Annotated in this window: 20 protein-coding genes and 1 pseudogene; 18 read left to right on the top strand and 3 right to left on the bottom strand. The window is 71.3% G+C overall.

Annotated features, from left to right (window positions below; genetic code table 11):
• Positions 1–110: 110 nt before the first annotated feature.
• The 10 genes from ACZ7M7_RS19965 to ACZ7M7_RS19920 all read left to right on the top strand — a co-directional run bounded on the left by ACZ7M7_RS19965 (position 111) and on the right by ACZ7M7_RS19920 (position 10,696).
• Entirely contained in the window at positions 111–842 is a 732-nt protein-coding gene (locus ACZ7M7_RS19965) for a hypothetical protein (RefSeq protein WP_472118598.1), read from the top strand.
• Positions 843–1,034: 192 nt separating this feature from the next.
• Positions 1,035–1,691, top strand: coding sequence for a sigma-70 family RNA polymerase sigma factor (locus ACZ7M7_RS19960; RefSeq protein ID WP_383598968.1), 657 nt, complete (start codon positions 1,035–1,037; stop codon positions 1,689–1,691).
• A 112-nt stretch (positions 1,692–1,803) separates the two neighbouring features.
• Entirely contained in the window at positions 1,804–2,868 is a 1,065-nt protein-coding gene (locus ACZ7M7_RS19955) for an ABC transporter substrate-binding protein (protein WP_472118595.1), read from the top strand.
• Positions 2,869–2,870: 2 nt separating this feature from the next.
• Entirely contained in the window at positions 2,871–3,938 is a 1,068-nt protein-coding gene (locus tag ACZ7M7_RS19950) for a FecCD family ABC transporter permease (protein ID WP_383598962.1), read from the top strand.
• Positions 3,935–4,795, top strand: coding sequence for an ABC transporter ATP-binding protein (locus tag ACZ7M7_RS19945; protein ID WP_472118591.1), 861 nt, complete (start codon positions 3,935–3,937; stop codon positions 4,793–4,795). Before ACZ7M7_RS19950 ends, ACZ7M7_RS19945 begins: the two co-directional genes overlap by 4 nt.
• A gap of 29 nt (positions 4,796–4,824) precedes the next feature.
• Positions 4,825–5,049 (top strand): hypothetical protein, encoded by a 225-nt coding sequence (locus ACZ7M7_RS19940; RefSeq protein WP_383598957.1) that lies wholly within the window; start codon positions 4,825–4,827, stop codon positions 5,047–5,049.
• 112 nt (positions 5,050–5,161) lie between these two features.
• Positions 5,162–6,514 (top strand): MFS transporter, encoded by a 1,353-nt coding sequence (locus ACZ7M7_RS19935; protein WP_472118588.1) that lies wholly within the window; start codon positions 5,162–5,164, stop codon positions 6,512–6,514.
• Between the two features lie 13 nt (positions 6,515–6,527).
• Positions 6,528–8,354 carry an asparagine synthase (glutamine-hydrolyzing) gene (asnB, locus tag ACZ7M7_RS19930; protein WP_472118585.1) on the top strand — a complete coding sequence of 609 codons (1,827 nt, stop codon included), beginning with the start codon at positions 6,528–6,530 and terminating at the stop codon, positions 8,352–8,354.
• A 12-nt stretch (positions 8,355–8,366) separates the two neighbouring features.
• The gene (locus ACZ7M7_RS19925) at positions 8,367–9,629 is read left to right on the top strand and encodes a cytochrome P450 family protein (protein ID WP_472118582.1); all 1,263 of its coding nucleotides are present in this window, start codon (positions 8,367–8,369) and stop codon (positions 9,627–9,629) included.
• Positions 9,630–9,724: 95 nt separating this feature from the next.
• The gene (locus ACZ7M7_RS19920; protein WP_472118579.1) at positions 9,725–10,696 is read left to right on the top strand and encodes an L-tyrosine/L-tryptophan isonitrile synthase family protein; all 972 of its coding nucleotides are present in this window, start codon (positions 9,725–9,727) and stop codon (positions 10,694–10,696) included.
• Here the strand turns inward: ACZ7M7_RS19920 and ACZ7M7_RS19915 are convergent.
• Genes ACZ7M7_RS19915 through ACZ7M7_RS19905 form a run of 3 tightly spaced genes read right to left on the bottom strand, consistent with a single transcriptional unit; the run spans position 10,666 to position 13,481 of the window.
• A complete protein-coding gene (locus ACZ7M7_RS19915; RefSeq protein ID WP_472118577.1) occupies positions 10,666–11,664 on the bottom strand; it encodes an ABC transporter substrate-binding protein in 999 nt (332 codons plus the stop codon). The genes ACZ7M7_RS19920 and ACZ7M7_RS19915 overlap by 31 nt on opposite strands.
• A 6-nt stretch (positions 11,665–11,670) precedes the next feature.
• Complete coding sequence (locus ACZ7M7_RS19910) at positions 11,671–12,456, bottom strand: ABC transporter ATP-binding protein (RefSeq protein WP_472119266.1); 786 nt, start codon at positions 12,454–12,456, stop codon at positions 11,671–11,673.
• Between the two features lie 2 nt (positions 12,457–12,458).
• Positions 12,459–13,481: a FecCD family ABC transporter permease gene (locus ACZ7M7_RS19905; RefSeq protein ID WP_472118574.1), complete on the bottom strand. Its 1,023-nt coding sequence runs from the start codon at positions 13,479–13,481 to the stop codon at positions 12,459–12,461.
• A 411-nt stretch (positions 13,482–13,892) separates the two neighbouring features.
• Between ACZ7M7_RS19905 and ACZ7M7_RS19900 the strand changes: the two genes are divergently transcribed.
• The 8 genes and pseudogenes from ACZ7M7_RS19900 to tgmB all read left to right on the top strand — a co-directional run bounded on the left by ACZ7M7_RS19900 (position 13,893) and on the right by tgmB (position 21,426).
• The gene (locus ACZ7M7_RS19900; RefSeq protein ID WP_472118571.1) at positions 13,893–14,618 is read left to right on the top strand and encodes an ankyrin repeat domain-containing protein; all 726 of its coding nucleotides are present in this window, start codon (positions 13,893–13,895) and stop codon (positions 14,616–14,618) included.
• Between the two features lie 208 nt (positions 14,619–14,826).
• The gene (locus ACZ7M7_RS19895; RefSeq protein WP_472118568.1) at positions 14,827–16,224 is read left to right on the top strand and encodes an FAD-binding oxidoreductase; all 1,398 of its coding nucleotides are present in this window, start codon (positions 14,827–14,829) and stop codon (positions 16,222–16,224) included.
• 268 nt (positions 16,225–16,492) lie between these two features.
• Positions 16,493–16,680 (top strand): annotated as a pseudogene (locus tag ACZ7M7_RS19890) (cytochrome); the annotation flags it as partial.
• 198 nt (positions 16,681–16,878) lie between these two features.
• Positions 16,879–18,357, top strand: a complete 1,479-nt coding sequence (locus ACZ7M7_RS19885) for an MFS transporter (protein ID WP_383599735.1) — start codon at positions 16,879–16,881, stop codon at positions 18,355–18,357.
• Positions 18,358–18,410: 53 nt separating this feature from the next.
• Positions 18,411–19,604: an esterase-like activity of phytase family protein gene (locus ACZ7M7_RS19880; RefSeq protein WP_472118565.1), complete on the top strand. Its 1,194-nt coding sequence runs from the start codon at positions 18,411–18,413 to the stop codon at positions 19,602–19,604.
• Positions 19,605–19,700: 96 nt separating this feature from the next.
• Positions 19,701–20,129, top strand: a complete 429-nt coding sequence (locus ACZ7M7_RS19875) for a hypothetical protein (RefSeq protein WP_451166024.1) — start codon at positions 19,701–19,703, stop codon at positions 20,127–20,129.
• Between the two features lie 135 nt (positions 20,130–20,264).
• Complete coding sequence (gene tgmA, locus ACZ7M7_RS19870; RefSeq protein WP_328883330.1) at positions 20,265–20,456, top strand: putative ATP-grasp-modified RiPP; 192 nt, start codon at positions 20,265–20,267, stop codon at positions 20,454–20,456.
• A gap of 13 nt (positions 20,457–20,469) precedes the next feature.
• The gene (gene tgmB / locus ACZ7M7_RS19865; protein ID WP_383598926.1) at positions 20,470–21,426 is read left to right on the top strand and encodes an ATP-grasp ribosomal peptide maturase; all 957 of its coding nucleotides are present in this window, start codon (positions 20,470–20,472) and stop codon (positions 21,424–21,426) included.
• Positions 21,427–21,453 lie beyond the last annotated feature (27 nt).

Here is a 21,453-nt window from a genome sequence, read left to right as displayed (position 1 = left end):
CCTCTTCGTGACGTGTCCTGTATCACTCTTCTGGGCTTGAGTGCGGGATGGGGGTGTTGTGCGTACCCACCCGTGACGAGTGGGCCCCGGATGCGAGGATGAGGGCCGTCATGACTGCTGGGTGGTGTGTGCGCGCGATTCGGGCCGCGGTGTTCGCGTCCGTCTGTGTGCTGCTCGCTGCCCTCGGACACGTGCTCATGTCGGGCGCCGCAGTTCCGTGGTGGACCCTGGTCGCCGGTGCCGCCGTCACGGGCGGCGCGGGCTGGTGCCTGGCGGGCCGGGAGCGGGGACTCCCGCTGGTCGTGTCCGTCGTGGTCGTCGCCCAGGGCGGGCTGCACGCGGCCTTCGAGTTCGCGCAGTCCTCCGCCCGCGTCGGGCAAGGCATGGGTGCCATGGGCTCCATGGCCGGCTCCACGTCCGGGCAGACCGGCTCCATGGGCGACATGTCGATGGGATCCATGGGCTCCATGCCCGCAGACCACGCGGCCACCGCCCATATGGGCAGCGGCCACATGGGCATGAGCCACATGGACCCGGGTCACATGGGGATGGGCCACGACATGGCCGGCACCTCCTCGCTCGGCATGTTCGCCGCCCACACCCTCGCCGCGCTGCTGTGCGGCCTGTGGCTGGGGCACGGGGAGCGTGCCGCGTTCCGCATCCTGCGGGCCGTCGCCGGATGGCTGGCCGCCCCGCTGCGGCTGTCGTTCGCTCTGCCCGCGCCGCCGCACCGTCCGCGGCTGCGTCCGCGGCGCGGTCGTTCCGAGCGGGCGCCGCGGCTGCTTCCGCTCGTCCATACGATCACCTCTCGGGGGCCTCCGGCGGGGATCGCTGTCGTCTGAGACAGCCGGTTCCCCGAGGCCGTACGGACACGGACGTCGACGCGTCGACGCCGACCGTGCCTCGGGCCTCGGCCGTACCTGCGTACGGCCGTGTCCCCTGCATCCCCGGACTCCTGCGGCGGCGACGCCGTGGCGCTTGCCGTCGTCGTGTCGGCCGCCGTGCCGGAGTCCGGAATACCGAGAAGGACTCAGGTGATCACTCCTGCCCTGCCCTCCTCACGCGCGACCCGCGTGAGCCAGACGAAGGCAGTAAAAGGCTCCAGAACGGTGTCCTGCGACGAGTCGACGACCGCATGGGCGCTGGCCGCCCGTGGCGGTGACCCGGATGCCACCGACCGTTTCGTACGCTCGCTGCACCGTGACGTCGTGCGGTACGTGGCGCATCTGTCCGCCGATCCGCAGGCCGCCGACGACCTGGCCCAGGACACGTTCCTGCGCGCGCTCGGCAGTCTGCACCGGTTCGAGGGCCGGTCTTCCGCGCGCGCATGGCTGCTGTCCATCGCGCGTCGCGCGGTCATCGACAGCCACCGGTACGCCGCCGCCAGGCCGCGGCTGTGCGACACCGACGACTGGACGCTGGTGGCCGAACGCGCCCAGCCGACCGGCCTGCCGGGCTTCGACGACGGCATCGCGCTGCTCGACCTGCTGGACGGGCTGCCCGACGAGCGCCGCGAGGCGTTCGTCCTGACCCAGATGGTGGGCCTGCCCTACGCGGAGGCGGCCGAGATGAGTGACTGCCCCGTCGGCACGGTCCGCTCACGCGTGGCCCGCGCCCGGGCCACTCTCGTCGAGCAGTTGACCGAGGCCGAGGACGGAGAAGAAGCCGAACCTGCCGTCGTGGCCGCGTGACCGGCTGCCCGGTGTCGGTTCCCCCTGCCGGGAACTGACACCGGGTTCGCCCCGACTACTGGAACGGGCGGCGGAGTTCCGCCCGTGCATCTAGTGGATCTGGGGAGTTTCGATGCGTTCTCGTGTGGGGCGGGCTACGACGGCCGCGGTGGTCGGCGGCCTACTGGCGGCGGGCTGTGGCGGCGGGAGCGGCGACACGGCGAGCCCTGCCGCCGGGAAGGACGACTCCGCGGGCTACCCGGTCACCGTCACCGACTGCGCGGGCGCCGAGACCACCTTCGGTTCGGCCCCGAAGAACATCGTCACCAGCAACGCCTCCGGCCTGGAACTGCTGCTGCGGCTGGGCGCCGGGGACAAGGTGATCGGCACCGGCTTCCCGCCCGGCAAGGGCACGTTGCCCGGTGAGCTGGACGCGCAGGCGCAGCAGGTGAAGGTGCTGAGCGACACCGTCATCCCCAAGGAGAAACTCCTCGGCTCCGGCGCCGACCTGTACATCGACACCTTCGCCTCGATGAACATGGGCGCAGGCATGGGGGACGCGCCGACCGAGGAGGAGTTCGGGGCGGCCGGCATCAAGCACACCTTCCTGAAGTCCACGGCGTGCGCCGCCATGAGCAAGAGCCCGGTCACGGACCTGTCCGCCGTCGAGGACGACATCACCTCCCTCGGCGCCGTCACCGGGACGAGCGCGAAGGCCGGGGAACTCGTCGACGGGATGAAGCAGAAGGTGGACGCCGTCCGCAAGGCGGTGGGCGGCACGCCCGAGGGTGAGCGGCCGACCTACTTCTTCTTCGACTACGACGCCGGCACCAAGCAGCCCATGGCCGTCTGCAACCGCCAGGTCGCCAACGCGGTCATCACCCTCGCCGGGGCCCGCAACGTCTTCGCCGACTGCGACGGCGACTACAAGCAGGTCGGCTGGGAGGACGTGATCGCCAAGAACCCGGACTGGATCCAGCTCGGCGTGCGCAACCGGGGGAGTGAGGCCGCGAACAAGAAGGCCTTCGACGAGGCACGCACATGGCTGGAGTCGAACCCCGCCACCAAGGGCCTGAACGCCGTCAAGGAGGGGCATTTCCTGCGCATCGGCTCCGAGCAGACGACCATCGCCGGGGTCGAGAACGCCGACACCGTCGAGGCGATCGCGAAGACCTTGTACCCGGGCAAGGTCGGCTGACCGTGACGTCCTTGCTGTCGCGGCCCGAGACGGCTCCGAAGACCCGGACGGTGCCCGTCGGGCCGCTGGCGTCGGTGCTCTGCGTCGTGCTCCTGGCCGCGCTGACGGCCGCTGTGGCCTGGGGTTCGACGTCCGTCCCGCCCGCAGAGGTGTGGAGCGTGGTGTGGCGCCGGCTGTCCGGCGAGGCCCCGCGGCCGGGCACGAACGACCTGATCGTCTGGCAACTCCGCGTACCGCGCGCCCTGTTGGCGGCCCTCGTCGGCGCAGGGCTCGGTCTCGTCGGTACGGCGGTGCAGGCGCTGGTGCGCAACCCGCTGGCCGATCCGTACCTCCTGGGCATCTCCAACGGTGCCTCCCTCGGTGCGGTCGCCGCGATCGTGCTCGGGCTGGGCGCCGGTGGCGCGCTGGGACTCGGGCTGTCCGGGGCGGCCTTCGCGGGAGCCCTGGCCACCTTCGCGCTCGTGTGGGCCGTGGCCCGCAGGGGTGGTGGGTTCGCGCCGCTGCGGCTGGTGCTGGCCGGGGTGGCGATCGGGCAGTTCCTGTCCGGGTTCACCAGCTATCTCGTGCTCCAGGCCGGCGACGAGCAGCAGACCCACAGCGTGCTGTTCTGGCTCATGGGCAGTCTCAGCGGAGCGAACTGGGATCTGCTCGTCGTACCGGCGGTCGCGGTGCCGGCCGGGTGGCTGTGCCTCCAGGCGCGCGCCCGGGGCCTGAACGCCCTCCTGATGGGCGACGAGACCGCGGCCGGGCTCGGTATCGACGTCACCCGGCTGCGACGCGAACTGTTCACGGTGACGAGCGTGCTCACCGGCGTCCTGGTGGCCGTCTCGGGCGCGATCGCCTTCGTCGCGCTGATGGTGCCGCACGTCTGCCGCCTGGTCGTCGGCGGGGACCACCGGCGCCTGCTGCCCGTCTCGGCACTGTTCGGGGCGCTGCTCCTGGTCGTGGTCGACATCGTCTGCCGTACGGCCATGGACACACAGGAGCTGCCGGTCGGTGTCGTCACCTCGCTGATCGGTGCTCCGGCACTGCTGTATTTGCTGGACCGGCGCCTGGGGAGCGGCAGTTGAGGATCGACATCGAGGACCTGCACGTCGCGTACGCCGGCCGTACGGTCGTCGCCGGTGCCCGACTCATCGCGGCGGAGGGCGAGATCACCGGCCTCGTCGGCCCGAACGGCAGCGGCAAGTCCACGCTCCTGCGCACCGTCTACCGGCATCTGAAGCCGACCGCGGGCCGGGTCCTGCTGTCCGGCACCGACCTGCGCCGGCTGACCCCCGCCGAGACGGCCCGCCATGTCGCGGCTCTCCCGCAGGAGCGGGGCGGCGACTTCGAGCTGACCGTACGCGAGGTCGTCGCCATGGGCCGTACGCCCTACAAGCGGGCCTTCGCCGGGGAGGACACCACCGACCGGGACGTCGTCGCCCGCGCTCTCGCGGACGTCGGCATGGAGCACCACACCGGGCGTCGGTTCACCGAACTGTCCGGCGGGGAACGCCAACGCGTCCTGCTGGCCCGGGCGTTCGCCCAGCAGCCGGACGTCCTGGTCCTGGACGAGCCCACCAACCACCTCGACATCCGCCACCAGGTGGAACTGCTCGCCCTGCTGCGCGCCGGGCGCCGTACGACCCTGGTCTCGCTGCACGACCTCAACGCCGCCGCCTCCGTCTGCGACCGGCTGCACGTGCTGCACGACGGCCGGGTCGTCGCGTCCGGACCGCCCCGCGAGGTGCTGCAACCCGCCCTGCTGGCCGAGGTGTTCGGCGTACGGGCGACCGTCGTGGACCACCCGCTGACCGGCGATCCGCTGATCGCCTTCGACCACCGGGCTCCCGCGGACGCGTCGGACGGGCAGCACAACAGGGATGTCCCCGTGTCGGCCCCGAGCGGCGTCTTGGGGGCTGGTCCCGGGCGGTCACACCGGTGAGCGCCCACGATCGCGAAAGGTCACGAACTATGAGCGACATCGAAGGCATTGCCGGCCTGGACCCGGTGGCCACCTTCTGCGGCAACTGTGACTGCGGCTGCCCGCAACTCTTCGTCGACCCCGCGGCCCCGGCCGAGCGCCGGGTGATCCTCACGGATGACTTCGGGCAGCGGGTGCAGATGAGCGCGGACCAGTTCTCGTCGCTGGTCGCGGAGGCCAAGTCCGGCAAGCTGGACGGCCTCGCCACGACCTGATTCCGCATTTCATCGTATTTCCGGCCATGTTCGGGAACTCGGCGCCGGGCGCTCCCGACCTCTGGAACGAGGCTGCTGACCGCAGTCGACCGTGAGGGGGAGGGGCGCGAGAGTGAAGGACCGCTGGGTTCTCGTGGCCGTGGCGGGCGCGCTGTCGTTCGTGGCGATGCTCGACATGAACATCGTCAACGTGGCGCTGGCCGACATCGCCGAGGGCCTGCACGTCCCGGCCGCCACGGCACAGTGGGCGGCGCTGGGCTACCAACTCCCGGTCATCGCCCTGCTGTTGCCGGTCGGCCGATGGCTGGACGGCGCGGGCACGCGGCCCGCGCTGCTGGCGGCCACCATCGGGTTCGCGCTGTGCAGCGCCCTGGCCGCGCTGTCTCCCTGGGCGGCCTGGCTGATCGCGGCACGGATCGGCCAGGGCGCCTGCGGTGCGGTGCTGTTCGTGCTCATGCCGGTCCTGGCGATCCGTGCCGTACGGCCCGAAGCGCGCGCCCGTGCCATGAGCGTGCCCGCGACCCTCGGCCCGCTCGGCGCCGTGACCGGCCCTGCGATGGGCGGGCTGCTGCTGGACCACCTGGGCTGGCGTTGGGTCTTCCTGGTGAAGATCCCGTTCTGTCTGCTGGCGTTGATCGTTGCCTGGAAGGCGCTGCCCAAGGACGGGGCACTGCGCGTACTCGATCGGCGGGCCCTGGCCGACGCGCTCGCGGTGGCCGGTGGGCTGGCCGCGCTGCTGCTCGCCCTGACACTGGGTTCCGAGAAGCCGACGTGGTTCCTGCTCGCGGCAGCCGCCGTACCGCCACTGTGGTGGTGGCTGCGCGGGCCGGGCGGCCGTCCGGTGACCGGCGTCCTGCGGGCGGCGGGGCTGTTCCGGGCGCACGGCGCCGTGCTGGCACTGGCAGCCGGGTTCGCCGCCATGCACTACGTCGTCGCCCTGCACCTCCAGCGGGACGCCGGCGTCAGCGCCACCGCCACCGGGCTGACCGTGCTCGCCTTCCCGCTCGGCATGGCGCTGGCCGGGCCCCTGGGCGGACGGCTCGCCGACCGGTACGGCCTGCGACGGATGGCGGTCACCGGCGCCTGCCTCACGGCGGCCGGGCTCCTCCTGCTGATCCCCCTCGGCGACGGCTGGTCCCCGCCCGACGTGGCCTGGCGGCTGGCGCTGGCCGGCGTCGGCATGGGTCTCAACGGCGGCCCGACCCAGGCCCTGGTCATGGGCGCCGCCCCGGCGGAGCGCACCGCGACCGTCGGTTCGACGGTGCAGGTCGCCCGCAGCCTCGGCTTCACCCTCGGCCCCGCCCTGGCGACCGCCGCCTGGGCCCTCGCCGGCTCCGGCGACGGGGCGCGGGCCGGGCTGGCCCTCGCCGCCGTGGCCGCCTGTCTCGCCGTCCCCCTCCTCTCCCTCCCCGGCCGACGGGACGCCGCCGTGCCCGAGCGCAGCACCGACACCGTCTCGACCTGATCCAGGAGTCCCCATGTGCGGAATCACCGGCTGGGTGTCCTTTCACCAGGACGTCCGCAGCCAGGCCCCGGTCATCGAGGCCATGACCGCCGAGCTCACCCGGCGCGGCCCCGACGCCGGGGGCGTATGGCTGGGCGAGCGTGCCGCGATCGGCCACCGCCGCCTGGCGGTCATCGACCTCGAAGGCGGCGTACAGCCGATGACCGACCGGCCGAACGAGCCGACGGCCGTGCTGAGTCACAGCGGCGAGATCTACAACCACCACGCACTGCGAGCCGAACTCCGAGGCCGTGGACACGTGTTCCGCACCCGCAGCGACACCGAGGTCGTGCTGCGCGCCTACGCCGAGTGGGGCGAGGCCGTGGCCGACCACCTGGACGGCATGTTCGCGTTCGCCGTCTGGGACGAGCGCGCCGAGCGGCTGCTCCTCGTCCGCGACCGGCTCGGCGTGAAACCGCTGTACTGGGCGGCCGTCGACGGAGGCCTGGCCTTCGCCTCCGAGCCCAAGGCGCTCTTCCGGCACCCCGAGATACGGCCCCGGGTGGACGCGGACGGGCTGCGGGAGGCGTACAGCCTGCTGTTCAACACCGGGCCGACGGTGTGGTCCGGCGTCCGGGAGGTCGAGCCGGGCGGGCTGCTCGTCCTGGACCGGGACGGCATCCGTGAACGCCGCTACTGGCAGCTGGAGGCCGGTGCCCACGAGGACGACCAGGACGTCACCGTGGACCGGATCAGCAGCCTCGTCGGAGCGGCCGCCCGCAGCCAGTTGGAGGCCGACGTCCCGCTGTGCAGCCTGCTCTCCGGCGGCATCGACTCCACCCTGCTCACCGCCCTGCTCGCCGACGAACTCCGCCTGTGTGAGGGACCCGACGCCCGCATCCGCTCCTACGCCGTCGACTACAGCGACCAGGCCGAGCAGTTCACCGGCGACGTCCTGCGCACCGGCCACGACACCCCGTACGCCACCGAGGCGGGCGCGTTCATCGGCACCGACCACAGCACTGTCGTACTCGACCCGCGTGCGCTGCTCGACCCCGAGCACCGCAAGGCCGTGGTCGTCGCCCGCGACTCGCCGATCGGCGTCGGCGACATGGACACCTCGCTGTACCTGCTGTTCGGGGAGATCCGGCGGCACTCCACCGTCGCCCTGTCCGGCGAGGCCGCCGACGAGGTCTTCGGCGGCTACCCCTGGTTCCACAACCCCAAGGCGCTCGCCGCCGCCACCTTCCCCTGGCTGCTGGTCACCGGCGACGAGGCCGCCATGCCGCTCAACCCCGAACTCGGCCTGCGCATCGGCGAGTTCCGCGACGACACCTACCGCGACGCCCTGGCCGCCGTCCCGCACCTCGACGGCGAAACCCCCACCGAGCACCGGCAACGCGAGATGCAGCACCTGTCCCTGACCCGCTGGCTGCGCCAGCTCCTGCACCGCAAGGACCGGTTGAGCATGGCCCAGGGACTGGAGGTCCGCGTCCCCTACTGCGACCACCGGCTCGTCCAGTACGCCTTCGACGCGCCCTGGGCGCTGCAGAGCTTCGACGGCCGGGAGAAGAGCCTGCTGCGCGCCGCCGGAGCGGGACTGGCTCCCGACTCGGTGCTGCAGCGACCCAAGAACCACTACCCGGCCACGCACCACCCCGACTACAACCGCGGACTGCAGGACCTGGCCCGCGACGCCCTGTCCCTGGAACAGGTCCGCGCGCTGGCCGACGAGACCCGCCTCAAGCCCTGTCTCGACGCCCCGCCCGAGCACCTGGAGTGGGGTCACCGCCTGCGCCTAGAACGTGTCGTCGACCTCGCCCTGTGGCTGGACCACCACCAGCCCGAACTCGCCCTCTGAGGAGCCTCATCCATGACCAGCCAGGAGCCGCTCGCGGCCGTGGACACGCAGCCGCTCGCCGACCCGGTCCCGCTGACGGGGTGCCCGTACAAGGCCGACCCCTATCCGTTGTACGAGCGGATGCGCGAGGCCGGGCCGGTCCACCGGGTCCTCTTCCCGAGCGGCGTACAGGCCTGGCTCGTCACCGGATACGACGCCGCGCACGCCGCGCTGAACGACGACCGGCTCGGCAAGAACCACGACCGCGGCAATGACCGCTGGCGGGCCCGCGCCTCGATCATGCCCGAGCCGCAGCACTCGCAGCTCCAGGTCCACCTCCTCCACCAGGACCCGCCCAAGCACACGCACATGCGGCGCTTCGTGACCGACGCCTTCACACCGCGCCGGATCGAGCAACTCCGACCCCGTTTCCAGGAGTTGGCGGACGCACTCGTCGACGCGCTCCCCGAGGGCGGGCCCACCGACCTCGTGGCCGGCTTCGCCGCCCACTTCCCCTTCCGGGTCCTCGCCGAAGTCATCGGCCTGCCGAGGGAGTTGGCCGAGCGCTTCGACCGCGACTGGGGCAAGGTCGTCCAGCCGGTGGGTCCGACGGACCCGGGGCGCCCGCTGTACGAAGCCCGGCTGCAGGGGCTGCAGAGCTACATCGCCGAGGTCGTCACCCACAAACGGGAACACGCGGACGACGACCTGCTCAGCCGCCTCGTGTTGGCCCGCGGCCAGCGAGAACTGTCCCAGGAAGAGCTGGACTCGATGATCTTCCAGCTGCTCGTCGCCGGCCAGGAACCGGTCACGAACCAGATCACCACGGCCCTGATCGCCCTGTTCCGCCACCCCGACCAGCTCGCCCGGCTGCGCGACGACCCCGCCCTCATGCCTCGCGCGGTCGAGGAACTCCTGCGCCACGACAGCGCCTTCGAGCTGACCACCTGGCGCTTCTTCGACCAGGACAGCGACCTGCACGGCACCCGGATCCCGGCCGGCGACTCCGTGATCGTGTCCCTGTGCGCGGCCAACCGCGATCCGCGTCGCTTCGACGACCCCGACGCACTCGACCTGGACCGCTCGCCCAACCCCCACCTCGCCTTCGGCCACGGCATCCACTTCTGCCCCGGCGCCGCCCTCGCCCGCGCCGAACTCCAGATCGCCCTGGGCACCCTGCTCCGACGCCTGCCCGGCCTGCACCTCGCCATCGGCGACGAAGACATCGAGTGGACCCCGGCCGTCCTGGGCCGCGGTACCAACCGCCTGCCCGTCGGCTACGACCGACGGCTGTGAAGCCGATCTCCGGCTGAGCCGAGCCCACCCACCGAAGGCGCCTCACTCGCCGAGGCGCAATGCCGCCATGCCCGCACGCCCCCCGGAGGAACGACATGCCGCTGATGACCGCTCCGGACACAGCGCCCACGACCATCGGCGCCGCGATCCTGAACCTGCTCCTGCCGCACCACCGCACGACCGACCAGAACCGCGCCTCGGCCGAGGCCTTCCCGCATCAACTGCACCGCATCACCGACTTCGTGCGGAAGGGTGCCCCCATCGTCCTCACCCTGCCCGGCTTCCCGTGCAAGTCGCCCAACCCCGCCAAGACCCTGGGCCACCTCCCGGACATGGGTGAGCGCCTCTCCCTCACCTTCCTCGACTCGCTGTGCAGCGAGATCGAGAAGATCCACTCACCCGGCGCCCGCGTCGTCATCTGCTCCGACGGCCATGTCTTCGGCGACCTGATCCGCGTGCCCGATGACCGGATCGACGCGTACTCCGACGAACTGAGCGCGCTCATCGGCCAGTTGAACCTGACACGCCTGTCCGTCTTCGACCTGCGCGACGTCCTCGGCGACCTCCCCCACGACGCCAAACGCGCCCACGTCCACGACCGTTACGCCCCCACCCTGGACGCCCTGCGCGCCGAGGTCCGCGCCGACGCCCCCACCCTTGCGCTGTACCGCGGCATCACCCGTTTCCTCGTCGACGACACCGCCGACTTCACCGGCACCCGGTCCGCTCTCCAGCGAGAGTGCCGCCGGCGGGCGTACGGAGTCATCCAGCGCAGCCGGGCCTGGGGCGAGCTGATCGCCGAGCACCACGCGCACGCCGTACGCCTGTCGATCCACCCCCAGCCGGTCGGCGCCCCCAAGTTCGGCATCCGCCTCCTCGACGCCCCGGACGCCTGGACCACCCCCTGGCACTCCGCCGCCCTGCGCGAGCACGACGGCACCTGGACCCTGATGCCGAGGGCCCGTGCCCAGCGGCTCGGCCGCCTGGTCCACCGCGACAGCAGACCGAGCCACTTCGAACGGTCACGGGACGACGGTCAGCGCTCCTCGGCCACCTTGCGCAGATAGGTGCCGAGCCGGTCGATGGCCGACGGATTGCGGGGGCTCTCGACCAGGTCGACGTAGTCGAGGACGAAGATCCTCTTGTGCTTGACGGCGGAGACGTTGCGCAGGGGCGCGTAGGACAGCAGGAACTTCTTCTTCTGCTCGGCGCTGACGTTTCCGTAGTCGCAGATCACGATGACGTCCGGGTCGCGCTCCACGACGGTCTCCCAGCCCACGGTGGTCCAGGAGTCCTCGAGGTCGTGCATGACGTTGACGCCGCCGGCCTCGCTGATGATCTGCTCCGGGGCGGCGTAGCGGCCGGAGGTGAACGGCTGGTCCTGGCCGCTGTCGTACAGGAACACCTTCGGCCGGTCGGCAGCCCCGGGCGCCTTCGCCCGCACGTCGGCGATCTGCTTCTTGAAGTCGGCGATCAGCGTGGCGGCCCGCTTCTCGACGCCGAACAGCTTCCCGAGGTTGGTCAGGTCGGCGTACAGGGCCTCCAGGGGCGGCATGATGCCGCGCGCGGTCTCCGTACGGCCGTTGTGGCAGGACTCCGTGAGGACGTACGACGGGATGCCGAGCTTCTTCAGGGCGTTTGGGGTGAAGCCGCCGTCCTCACGGAAGCCGTAGTTCCAGCCGGCGAAGACGAGGTCTGCGCGGGCGTCGACGACGTTCTCCTTGGTGAGCTGGTCCTTGGAGAGCCACTTGACCTTGTCGTAGCCGTCCTTCCACGGCACGGAGCTGAGATCGCCCTTGTCGTCGGGCATGGCGAACCCGGCCATGCGGTCCTCCAGGCCGAGGGCGAACATCAGCTCGGTGATGCCGACGTCGTTGGTGACGACGCGCTCCGGGACCTTGTCGAAGGTGACCTTGCGGCCGCAGTTGGTGAGAGTGACGGCGGTGGACTTCGCGTCCGTGGACGACTCGACGTTCGCACCGCATCCGGTGGCGGCGGCCGCGAGGCAGAGGGCCGCGGCGAGCAACTTGCGCATGGGGTCCTAACTGGGATTCACAGGGTCACTTGACGGCTGGAGGAGATCGAAAAGGAGCTGGAGCGCGCCCGTCTCCGGGTGCCGCACCTGATGGGCGCGCACTCCGAACACGTCGGCGAGCAGGGCAGGCCGGAGCACGTCGTGCGGAGGCCCGCAGGCCACGATCCGGCCGCCGTCGACGACGTACAGGACGTCGCAGTGCGCGGCGGCCAGGTTGAGGTCGTGCAGCGCGGCGAGGACGGTGAGGCCGCTGCCGCGCACCAGCGCGAGCACGTCCAACTGGTGGGCGATGTCGAGGTGGTTGGTGGGTTCGTCGAGGACCAGGACCCGCGGCTGCTGGGTGAGTGCCCGGGCGATCAGGACGCGCTGCTTCTCGCCGCCGGACAGGGTGAGGAACCCCCGGTCGGCGAGATGCGTCACGCCCGTGCGGGTCATGGCCTCGTCGCACAGGGCGCGGTCCTGCGCGGCCGTGCGGTTCCGGTGCGGCAGGCGTCCCATCGCCACCACTTCGGCGACGGTGAAGTCGAACTCGGCGGACGACTCCTGCGGCAGCGCCGCCAGTTCCCGGGCGGTGGCCCGCGGATCCATGGCGTGCAGGTCGGCCCCGTCGAGGCGGACGACTCCCCGGGCCGGGCGCAGCGCCCGGTACACGCAGCGCAGCAGTGTCGACTTGCCGCTGCCATTGGGGCCGACGAGCCCGACGAACGCACCACTGTCCGCGGCGAGCCGGACGTCCTCGACGATCCTGATCCCGGCCGCCTCGACCGTCAGGTCCTCGATGTCGAGCCGCATCGTCACCGGCCTCCGAACGCGTAGCCGCCCCGCCGCATCAGCAGCAGGAAGGCGGGGACTCCGACCACCGCGGTGATCACGCCGACGGGCAGTTCGGCTGGGGCGAGCAGCAGCCGTGACAGCAGGTCCGCCCACACCAGCAGCACCGCTCCGGCGAGCGGCGCCACGGCCAGCACCCGCCGGTGATCGGCGCCGACCAGCATCCGTACGACGTGCGGCACCATCAGCCCGACGAACCCGATGGCGCCGCTGACCGCGACCACCGTGCCGGTCACGGCCGCGGTGACGAGGAACAACTCCCTGCGCAGCCGGGCCGGCCGGACGCCGAGCGCGGCGGACGTCTCGTCCCCCATCGCGAGGGCGTTGAGCGCCTCGGCCCGCAGGCGCAGCCACGCCCATCCGGCCGCCACGGTCACCGCGGCCAGCGGCACTTGGGCCCAGGTCGCGCCGCCCAGGCTGCCCAGCAGCCACATCATCGCCGAGCGGGCCGCCTCGCCGCGGGCCGCGCCGAACACCATGACGGTGGTGACGGCTTCGAAGCCGTACGCCAGTGCCGTCCCGGTCAGGATCAGCCGCAGCGGGGTGAGTCCGTGCGGCGACCGGGCCACTGCGTACACCAGCGCCATCGCCGCGAGCGCCGACGCGAAGGCGGACAGGGACAGTGCCCAGACCCCGAGCCCCGCGAACGCGCCGAGCAGGATCACGGCGTTGGCGCCCACCGCGGCGCCGGAGGAGATGCCCAGCACGAACGGGTCGGCGAGTGCGTTGCGCACCATCGCCTGCACGGCCACGCCGACGGCCGCGAGCCCGGCCCCGACGACCGCGCCGAGCACGACGCGCGGCAGCCGGATCTCCCAGACGATCGTGTACGCGGCGACGTCCTGGCCGGCGATGGTCCCGCCGGTCAGCCCGGCCCCGAGCAGCCGCAGGACCTCGCCCCACCCGATCCCGGCGGCTCCGAGCCCCACGCCGCACAGGAGCGAGACGAGCAGGAGCAGGGCCAGGCCGGGGACGAGGGACACCACGGACAGCCGTGACGGACCGGATCTCGGTGTCGGTTTCGGTGTCGGTGTCGGTGTCCGGAGCGGACTTCGGTGCACGGGCGGGCGGTCCTTCGCCTGGGGCCGCCTGTGAACGTCGAGCAGGGAGGCAGCCCGTACGGCCGTGCCGGCCGCGCGGTCCCCTCTCGCAGTCCGCGGCGAGCAGTCAACGGGTCGCACCCACCACGGGCAATCGGGCTCACGCGACGGACCGCACAGGTCCCCACGCACACCGTTGCGGGTCAGCGCCGGACTCTCACCGGACTTCCCCCGCGGGAGGCCCGGGGAGCGTAACAGAGGGGTGTTCGGGGGCTGCGAGGCAGGGCCGCCGTGCGCTGCCGCCGGAGGTGTTGTCAGTGGGCCGTGTTATGCAGGGGGGACCTGGGAGGTGACCCGATGTTGATCGATACGACCGCTCCGCTGGCCCGTGCCTGCGTCGAAGCGATCCGGACCGGCGACGTGGCGGCGTTGCGGGACCTGCTCACCGCGCATCCGGGACTGGCGACGGCGCGAGTGGGCAACATGAAGAGCACGCGGACCCTGCTGCACGTCGCCACCGACTGGCCCGGCCACGCGCCGAACGGTCCCGGCACGGTGACGGCGCTGGTCGAGGCGGGGGCGGACGTCAATGCCCGGTTCACCGGCGCACACCGCGAGACCCCGCTGCACTGGGCGGCCAGCAGCGACGACGTGCCCGTCCTCGACACGCTCCTCGACCTGGGCGCGGACATCGAGGCGGACGGCGGGGTGATCGGCGACGGCACGCCGCTGGCGGACGCGGTGGCCTTCGGGCAGTGGCAGAGCGCACGGCGGCTGGTCGCACGCGGCGCCCGCGCCAACCTGTGGCAGGCCGCCGCCCTCGGCGAAGCCGACCGGGTAGCCGTGTGCTTCACGTCCGAGTCCGAGCCGCCCGCCGCGCAGGACATCACCGCCGCCTTGTGGTGTGCCTGTCATGGCGGGCAGCAGGGGATGGCCGACTACCTGCTGCGACGCGGCGGTGACGTCAACTGGATCGGCTACGACCGGCTGACCGCGCTGGACGCCGCCGAGCGTTCGGGCCACCCCACGCTGGTCGGATGGCTGCGCGATCAAGGGGCGAGGTCCGCCGAGGAGTTGGTCTGACAGCGGGCGGACGAGGAAACCTACGCCTGCCGCCGACGTGCGGCCGTCCATGGCTGGGTGAAGACTGAGATGTGGCGGGGCCGGTGCGCTCTGCCGACATCGACACGAGGTGCGAACGGACCCGCGCACCACGCCCCCGCTGCCCGCCCGGACGTCGAGCGCCGTCATCCGTCCGCGGCTCACCGCAGCCACACAGAGGGGTCCGGTCATGGGCGGCATCAACGGAACGGCACTCGAAGGTCTGCGTGAGGCAGTGCGGGGGCCCGTCATCACGGAGCAGGACCCGGGCTACGACGCGGCCCGCAGTATCTACAACGCCATGATCGACCGGCGCCCCGCGGCGTTCGCGCAGTGCGTGGACGCCGCGGACGTGCGGGCCGTGCTCTCCTTCGCCAGGGAGACCGGAGTCGAGCTCGCGGTGAAGGGCGGCGGCCACAGCGGACCGGGTCTGTGCCTGGTCGACGACGCGCTCGTCCTCGACCTGTCGACCATGCGCGGGGTGCGCGTCGACCCCGCCGCGATGACCGCACAGGTCGCCGGCGGCGCGCAGCTGGGCGACCTGGATCACGCCGCCCACACCTTCGGCCTGGGCGTACCGGCCGGCATCATCTCGATGACGGGGGTGGGCGGGCTCACCCTCGGCGGCGGTCATGGCTACCTGACCCGCAAGTACGGCCTGACCATCGACAGCCTCCAGTCCGCCGATGTCGTCCTTGCCGACGGAACGTTCGTCACCGCCTCCGAGGAGGAGCACCCGGACCTGTTCTGGGCGCTGCGGGGCGGCGGCGGGAACTTCGGCGTCGTCACGTCGTTCAATTTCCGGCTGCACCCGGTGGACACGGTCGGAGTCGCGGTGACGGTGTGGCCGGTCGACCGGACACCCGAAGTGCTGCGCTGGTACCGCGAGTTCATGCCCGCGGCGCTGCCGGACCTGTACGGCTTCTTCAGCGTCTTCGTCATCCCGCCCGGGCCGCCGTTCCCCGAGCCGATCCACGGGCAGAAGATGTGCGGCGTCGTCTGGTGCTACACCGGTGACCTGCGGGGCGACCGCCTGGAGCAGACACTGTCCGCGGTGAACGAACCGGCACCGCCCGCCTTCCACTTCACCACGCCCATGCCCTACCCCGGCCTGCAGGGCATGTTCGACGAGCTGATCCCCAAGGGCTACCAGTGGTACTGGCGCGGCGACTTCTTCGACTCGATCTCCGACGCCGCGATCGAAGTGCACCACAAGTACGGCGAGAACATCCCGACCGAGCTGTCGCTGATGCACCTGTACCCCGTGGACGCGGCGGCCCACCAGGTCGGCCCCGACGACACGGCCTGGGCCTACCGGGACGCCGTCTGGTCCGGAGTGATCGCCGGCATCGACCCGGACCCCGCCAACGCCGACCTGATCCGGCAATGGAGCGTCGACTACTGGACCGACCTGCACCCGCACTCCATGGGCGGCTCCTACATCAACTTCATCGGCGAGGCCGAGAGCTCGGACCGCGTCCGGGCCACCTACCGCGGTCACTTCGACCGCCTTGCCGCGACCAAGCACACCTACGACCCGGACAACTTCTTCCGCGCCAACCAGAACATCCCGCCGACGGGCGGCTGACGTCCGCCGCCCCCGTCGTGCACCCGTGCGGGGGAGCTGGGGCAGGGACCCGAGCGTTGTCGGCCACTGGGCGGCAGTGCGCCGGTGCGGGGAGTGTCGGAGGGCGGCAGGACGATGGAATCCCAGGTGGGACCGACGACCTGATCACCTTGGTCGGGCAGGGCAGGGCAGGGCAAGGCAGGGCAGCGGCACGAGTGTGGACACCCTCATGGACACGTGGCGGGTCCTCGACGCGGGCTCGCACGCGGAGCCCGCCCTGGAGCGGCTGCGGTTCTCCCATCCGGACCTCGCCCTGCCGGCCGACCAACCGCCTTGGCGCTCCTCACCATTCATGCACGGCCTGCGCTCGCTGCCCGTACGGTACGAACGGCCGAAGCGGGGCTGCCGGAGCGGTCGGCACGGCAGCGCTCGTCGCTGTGGCGCTATCTGGCGGGCCTGATCCGCAACGCCCGCTGACCTGCGTATGCCGCGGTGGCTCGGAGCGGCCCCGTGATCGACTGGAGGCCCGTCCGGCAGCGGCGTACGGTCGAATGGTGGCGGGAACCAGTCACCGAACCCCCGTCACGGCGCGATGCCATGAGCAACCCCGAGCCGACACCCGAAGCACGGACCACCCCGCAGAAGACGGAGCGGAGCGAGGGCCGTGGCAGCGGTATGGCGCTGCTGGTCATAGCCTCGTGCCAGCTGATGGTGGTGCTCGACATCACCATCGTGAACATCGCCCTGCCGGAGATCCAGCGCTCGCTCGACTTCTCCACGACGAGCCTGTCCTGGGTGGTCAACGCCTACACGCTCACCTTCGGCGGGCTGCTCCTGCTCGGCGGCAGGATGGGCGACATCCTCGGCAGACGGCGCGTGTTCGTCTTCGGTGTGCTGCTCTTCGTCCTCGCCTCGCTGCTCGGCGGACTGTCCCAGAACTCCTGGCAACTCCTCGCCGCCCGCGCCCTGCAGGGTGTCGGCGGCGCCATCGCGTCCCCGACCTCCCTCGCCCTGATCAGCACCACATTCCGTGAAGGGCCCGAACGCAACAGGGCGTTCGGTGTCTTCGCCGCGGTCTCGGCGGGCGGCGGCGCGATCGGGCTGCTGGCAGGCGGCATGCTGGTCGAGTGGCTCAACTGGCGCTGGGTGCTGTTCGTCAACGTGCCCATCGGGCTGCTGATCGTGCTCGCCACCCCGCGGTGGATCCGGGAGTCCGAACGCCACCCCGGGCACTTCGACATCGCCGGCGCGCTGACCTCCACCATCGGCATGGTGCTGCTGGTGTACGGGTTCATCCGGGCCGCCCAGGACGGGTGGCGGGACGCGTTCACCCTGGCCGCGTTCGGGGCGGCCGTCGTCTTCCTGCTGTTGTTCGTGCTGGTCGAGCAGCGCTCCAGACAGCCCATCACCCCGCTGCACATGTTCGCCGACCGCAACCGGGCGGGCACGTACGGCATGATGCTGAGCCTGGCCGCCGCGATCTTCGGCATGTTCTTCTTCCTCACGCTCTTCGTGCAGGACGTGCTGAACTTCAGCCCGCTCGAGGCCGGCCTGGCCTTCCTGCCGGTGAGTGCGGTCATCGCGGTGGGCGCGGGGATCGCCTCGCAGCTGTTGCCGAAGTACGGGCCCAAGCCGTTCATGGTGACGGGCGCGATCCTGGCCGCCGCAGGCCTGGGCTGGCTGACCCTGACCGACGTCCACTCCACCTACGCGGGCAGCATTCTCGGCCCGATGCTCGTCTTCAGCCTCGGCATGGGCATGGAGTTCGTGTCCCTGACCCTGATGGCGCTGTCCAACGTGACCACCCAGGAGACGGGTGCCGCCTCCGGACTTCTCAACGCCACCCAGCAGGTCGGCGGCTCCCTCGGACTGTCCATCCTGGTCACGACGTTCGGTACGGCCAGCAACAACGAGGCCGAAAAGCAGATCCCCGCGTTCCTGTCCCAGGCGACCCCGTTGGAGCGGCTGCGCTTCGAACGCACCGGTCAGCTGCCGTCGCAGTACGCCGACGAGATCCTGACCTCGGGGGTCTCGGCCGCCTTCATCGTGGCCGCGATCTTCACGGCCATCGCCGCGGTGATCGCCCTCCTCGTCATCCAGGTCCGTCCCTCCGACCTGGAGCGGCTCCAGGGCGGAGGGATGCCGACGCCCTGAACCGACGTCTGTCGTTGGCACATCCGTCACCCACTGCTCTTACTGTGCGCGCCATGAGAAGAACTTCGATCATGGTCAGTGCCGTGGCGCTGACCGTCTCCCTCGCATCTCCCGCCGTGGCCGAACCGGGCGGACAGGACTTCGGACGGGCCACACTGACCGGCTTCGCGTCACTGCCGGCCGAGACGTTCGTGCCGGGCAGCGAGCCGTCCGGCTCGGCGATCGGGGCCGGCCCCTTCAACGGGATCGCGGCGCCGTTCGCGCACCAGCCGGTGCAGGGCTTCAGCGGTGTGGTGAACCGGCGTGACGGCACCTTCGACGCGCTCTCGGACAACGGGTACGGCAACAAGGCCAACAGCGCCGACTTCCTGCTCCGCGTCCACCGCATCAAGCCGGACACGCGGACCGGTGACGTCAAGGTGCTCGGCGGGTTCAACCTGAGCGACCCCGACCGCCATGTGCCGTTCGCGCTCACGCGGGCCGACCGGGTGCTCACCGGCGCCGACTTCGACGTCGAGTCGATCGTGCGGATGCCGGACGGGACGTACTGGATGGGCGACGAGTTCGGCCCCTGGCTGCTGCACTTCTCCGCCCGTGGCCGCCTCCTGGAGGCCCCCGTCGCGCTCGACGGGGTGAAGGCGCCGGAGAACCCCTACCTGAACGGCGCCCAGCCGAACATAGCGAGCAGCAAGGGCTTCGAGGGCATGGTCCGCTCCGTGGACGGCCGGCGCCTCTATCCGCTCCTTGAAGGCACGGTGACCGGCGACACCCCCGGCGACCTGCGCTTCAGCGAGTTCGACCTGCGTAAGCGCGGCTACACCGGCAAGAGGTTCGTCTACCGCCTGGAGTCGACCGCGAACGCCATCGGCGACGCCATCGCCGTCGACCGGCACCGCTTCCTGGTCATCGAGCGCGACGGGGGACAGGGCGACACCGCCCGGTTCAAGCGCATCTACCTGGCCGACACCCGTGACCGGGGCGGCGACGGTCTGATGGACAAGACCCTCGTCGCCGACCTGCTGGACATCGCCAACCCCGAGGAGCTCGGCGGCTTCGGGAAGACCTTCCGGTTCCCGTTCCAGACGATCGAGGACGTGAACCTCGTCGACGACCGCACGCTGGCGGTCCTCAACGACAACAACTTCCCCTTCTCGTCCGGCCGTACGGCGGGCAAGGCGGACGACAACGAGTTCATCACCATCCGCCTTTCCGCCCCGCTGCACGCGGACAGGCGCGCCTTCCGCTGACGGCTGTACCGCCGCCGGCCGGTCGAGCGGGTGACCGGTCCGGCCGCGGGCGCTCGACCAGGGCGTGCCGGAGTTGCCGACTCCTATGATCGGCCCGTGGAGACAGCCGATCGCGAAGCCCAGCGTCTGCCCATCGCCCAGTGGAGTGCCGCGAAGCGGCTCAGGAAACTGGCGTACGAACTGTTCCTGGAGCACCAACCCGACATCACCTGGCGGGAGTTCGCCAGGTACGGCGCCATTCCGGGGACGCAGGTCCTGGCTGTGACGCTCACTCTCGAGGACGGCCGCGAGATGGTGTGCAGCCTGGTGGTGGGGATGTCTCCGGAGGCGTTCTCCGTCGAGTCGGACATCGGCGTCGACGATCCGGACGCCGAGAACGGCTACCGCTACCTGCTGGAGATCCCGGAGTCCCTCGCCGACTCGCTCGACGAGTTCATCCCGCTGATCGACCACCAGCTGGATCAACTCGTCGAGGCGGCACCGCGGTTGCTGCGCGAACTGCGAGCGGGGACGCCGAAGGCCTGACGGGTCGAGAAGCCTTTGGGTTTCCTGTGAAGGGTGTGATTACGTTCACGCCGATGTGGCTGAAAGTGATGAATTCCTTACGCAAGCGGTGCGTAAGTGACGGTAATTCAAAACAACACGCCACGGAGGTTTAAAGTGCAACCGTTCACCCTCAAGTACGCCTTTCCGAAGGGGATCTCCCTCGCGGTGACGCCGTATCACTTCGACCCGGCGCGGCAGCTGAACGTGCTGCCCGACGGACGCCCGGCCGTCAGCGACCCGGACCTCCTGCTCGCGGTCGGCACGACGACGTCGACCGCGGGCTCCGCGACCCACTTCGACGACTGACGACCGTGCGCGCATGACCGTACTGATCCTGACGTCCGAGGAGGACGTGACCGCCGACATGGTGGTGGCCAGGCTGCACGCGACGGGGACGCCCGTGATGCGACTGGACCCCGCCGACCTGCCGGGCAAGGCCGTGCTGTCCGCCGACTACGCCCACGGCGACTTCGACGGCCACCTGTCCGTCAACGGACATGTGCTCAGCATGGGGGGCCTGCGCTCCATTTGGGTGCGCAGGCCCGGCGAACCGGCCGCACACGCCGCCCACCCGTCGGAATGGCTGACCGCCGAGACGCGGCAGGCGCTGTACGGGATGCTCCACTCCGCCGCCGCACGGTGGATGAACCATCCGCGCAACGCCGACCAGGCCCGCCTGAAACCCTGGCAGTTGAGGGTCGCCCACCTCAGCGGCTTCGCCGTGCCGCCGACGGTGTTCACCACCTCGCCCCGGCTGGCCCGGGAATTCGCCGGGGAGTACCGGGACGTGGTGGTGAAGTCCGCCTCGGGACCGCCGCCCGGTAACCCCGCGCTGACCCTGCCCACCACCCTCGTCGGCCCCGACGCGGACTTCTCCGCCGTGGCGGCCGGTCCCGCGCTGCTCCAGCGGTACGTCTCCAAGCGGGCCGACATCCGGCTGACCGCCGTCGGCAGCAGGATGTTCGCCGCGCGGAAGATCGCCGAACCCGGCCAGGTCGACGGACGTTACGGCGACACTGGGCACGGCTGGGAGCCGGTCCCGGTCCCGGACCGCATCGGCAAGGCGGTGCACGAGTACGTCACGCTGGCCGGACTGGCGTACGCGGCCTTCGACTTCGCCGAGGACGAGGACGGCATCTGGTGGTTTCTGGAGTGCAACCAGAGCGGCCAGTTCGGCTTCGTCGAGCTGGAGACCGGGCAGCCGATCGCGGAGGAGGTGGCCCTGTGGCTGGCCCAGCGCAGGCCGGACCGCAGGGCGTCCGAAGGCCGTGGGTGAGTCGGGCGCCGGCCGTCGAGGGGGCGG

It is taken from the genome of Streptomyces sp. NPDC111606, assembly GCF_055656945.1.
Note: the sequence above shows the minus strand (reverse complement) of the source record. Positions and strands in the feature narration are given on the sequence as shown.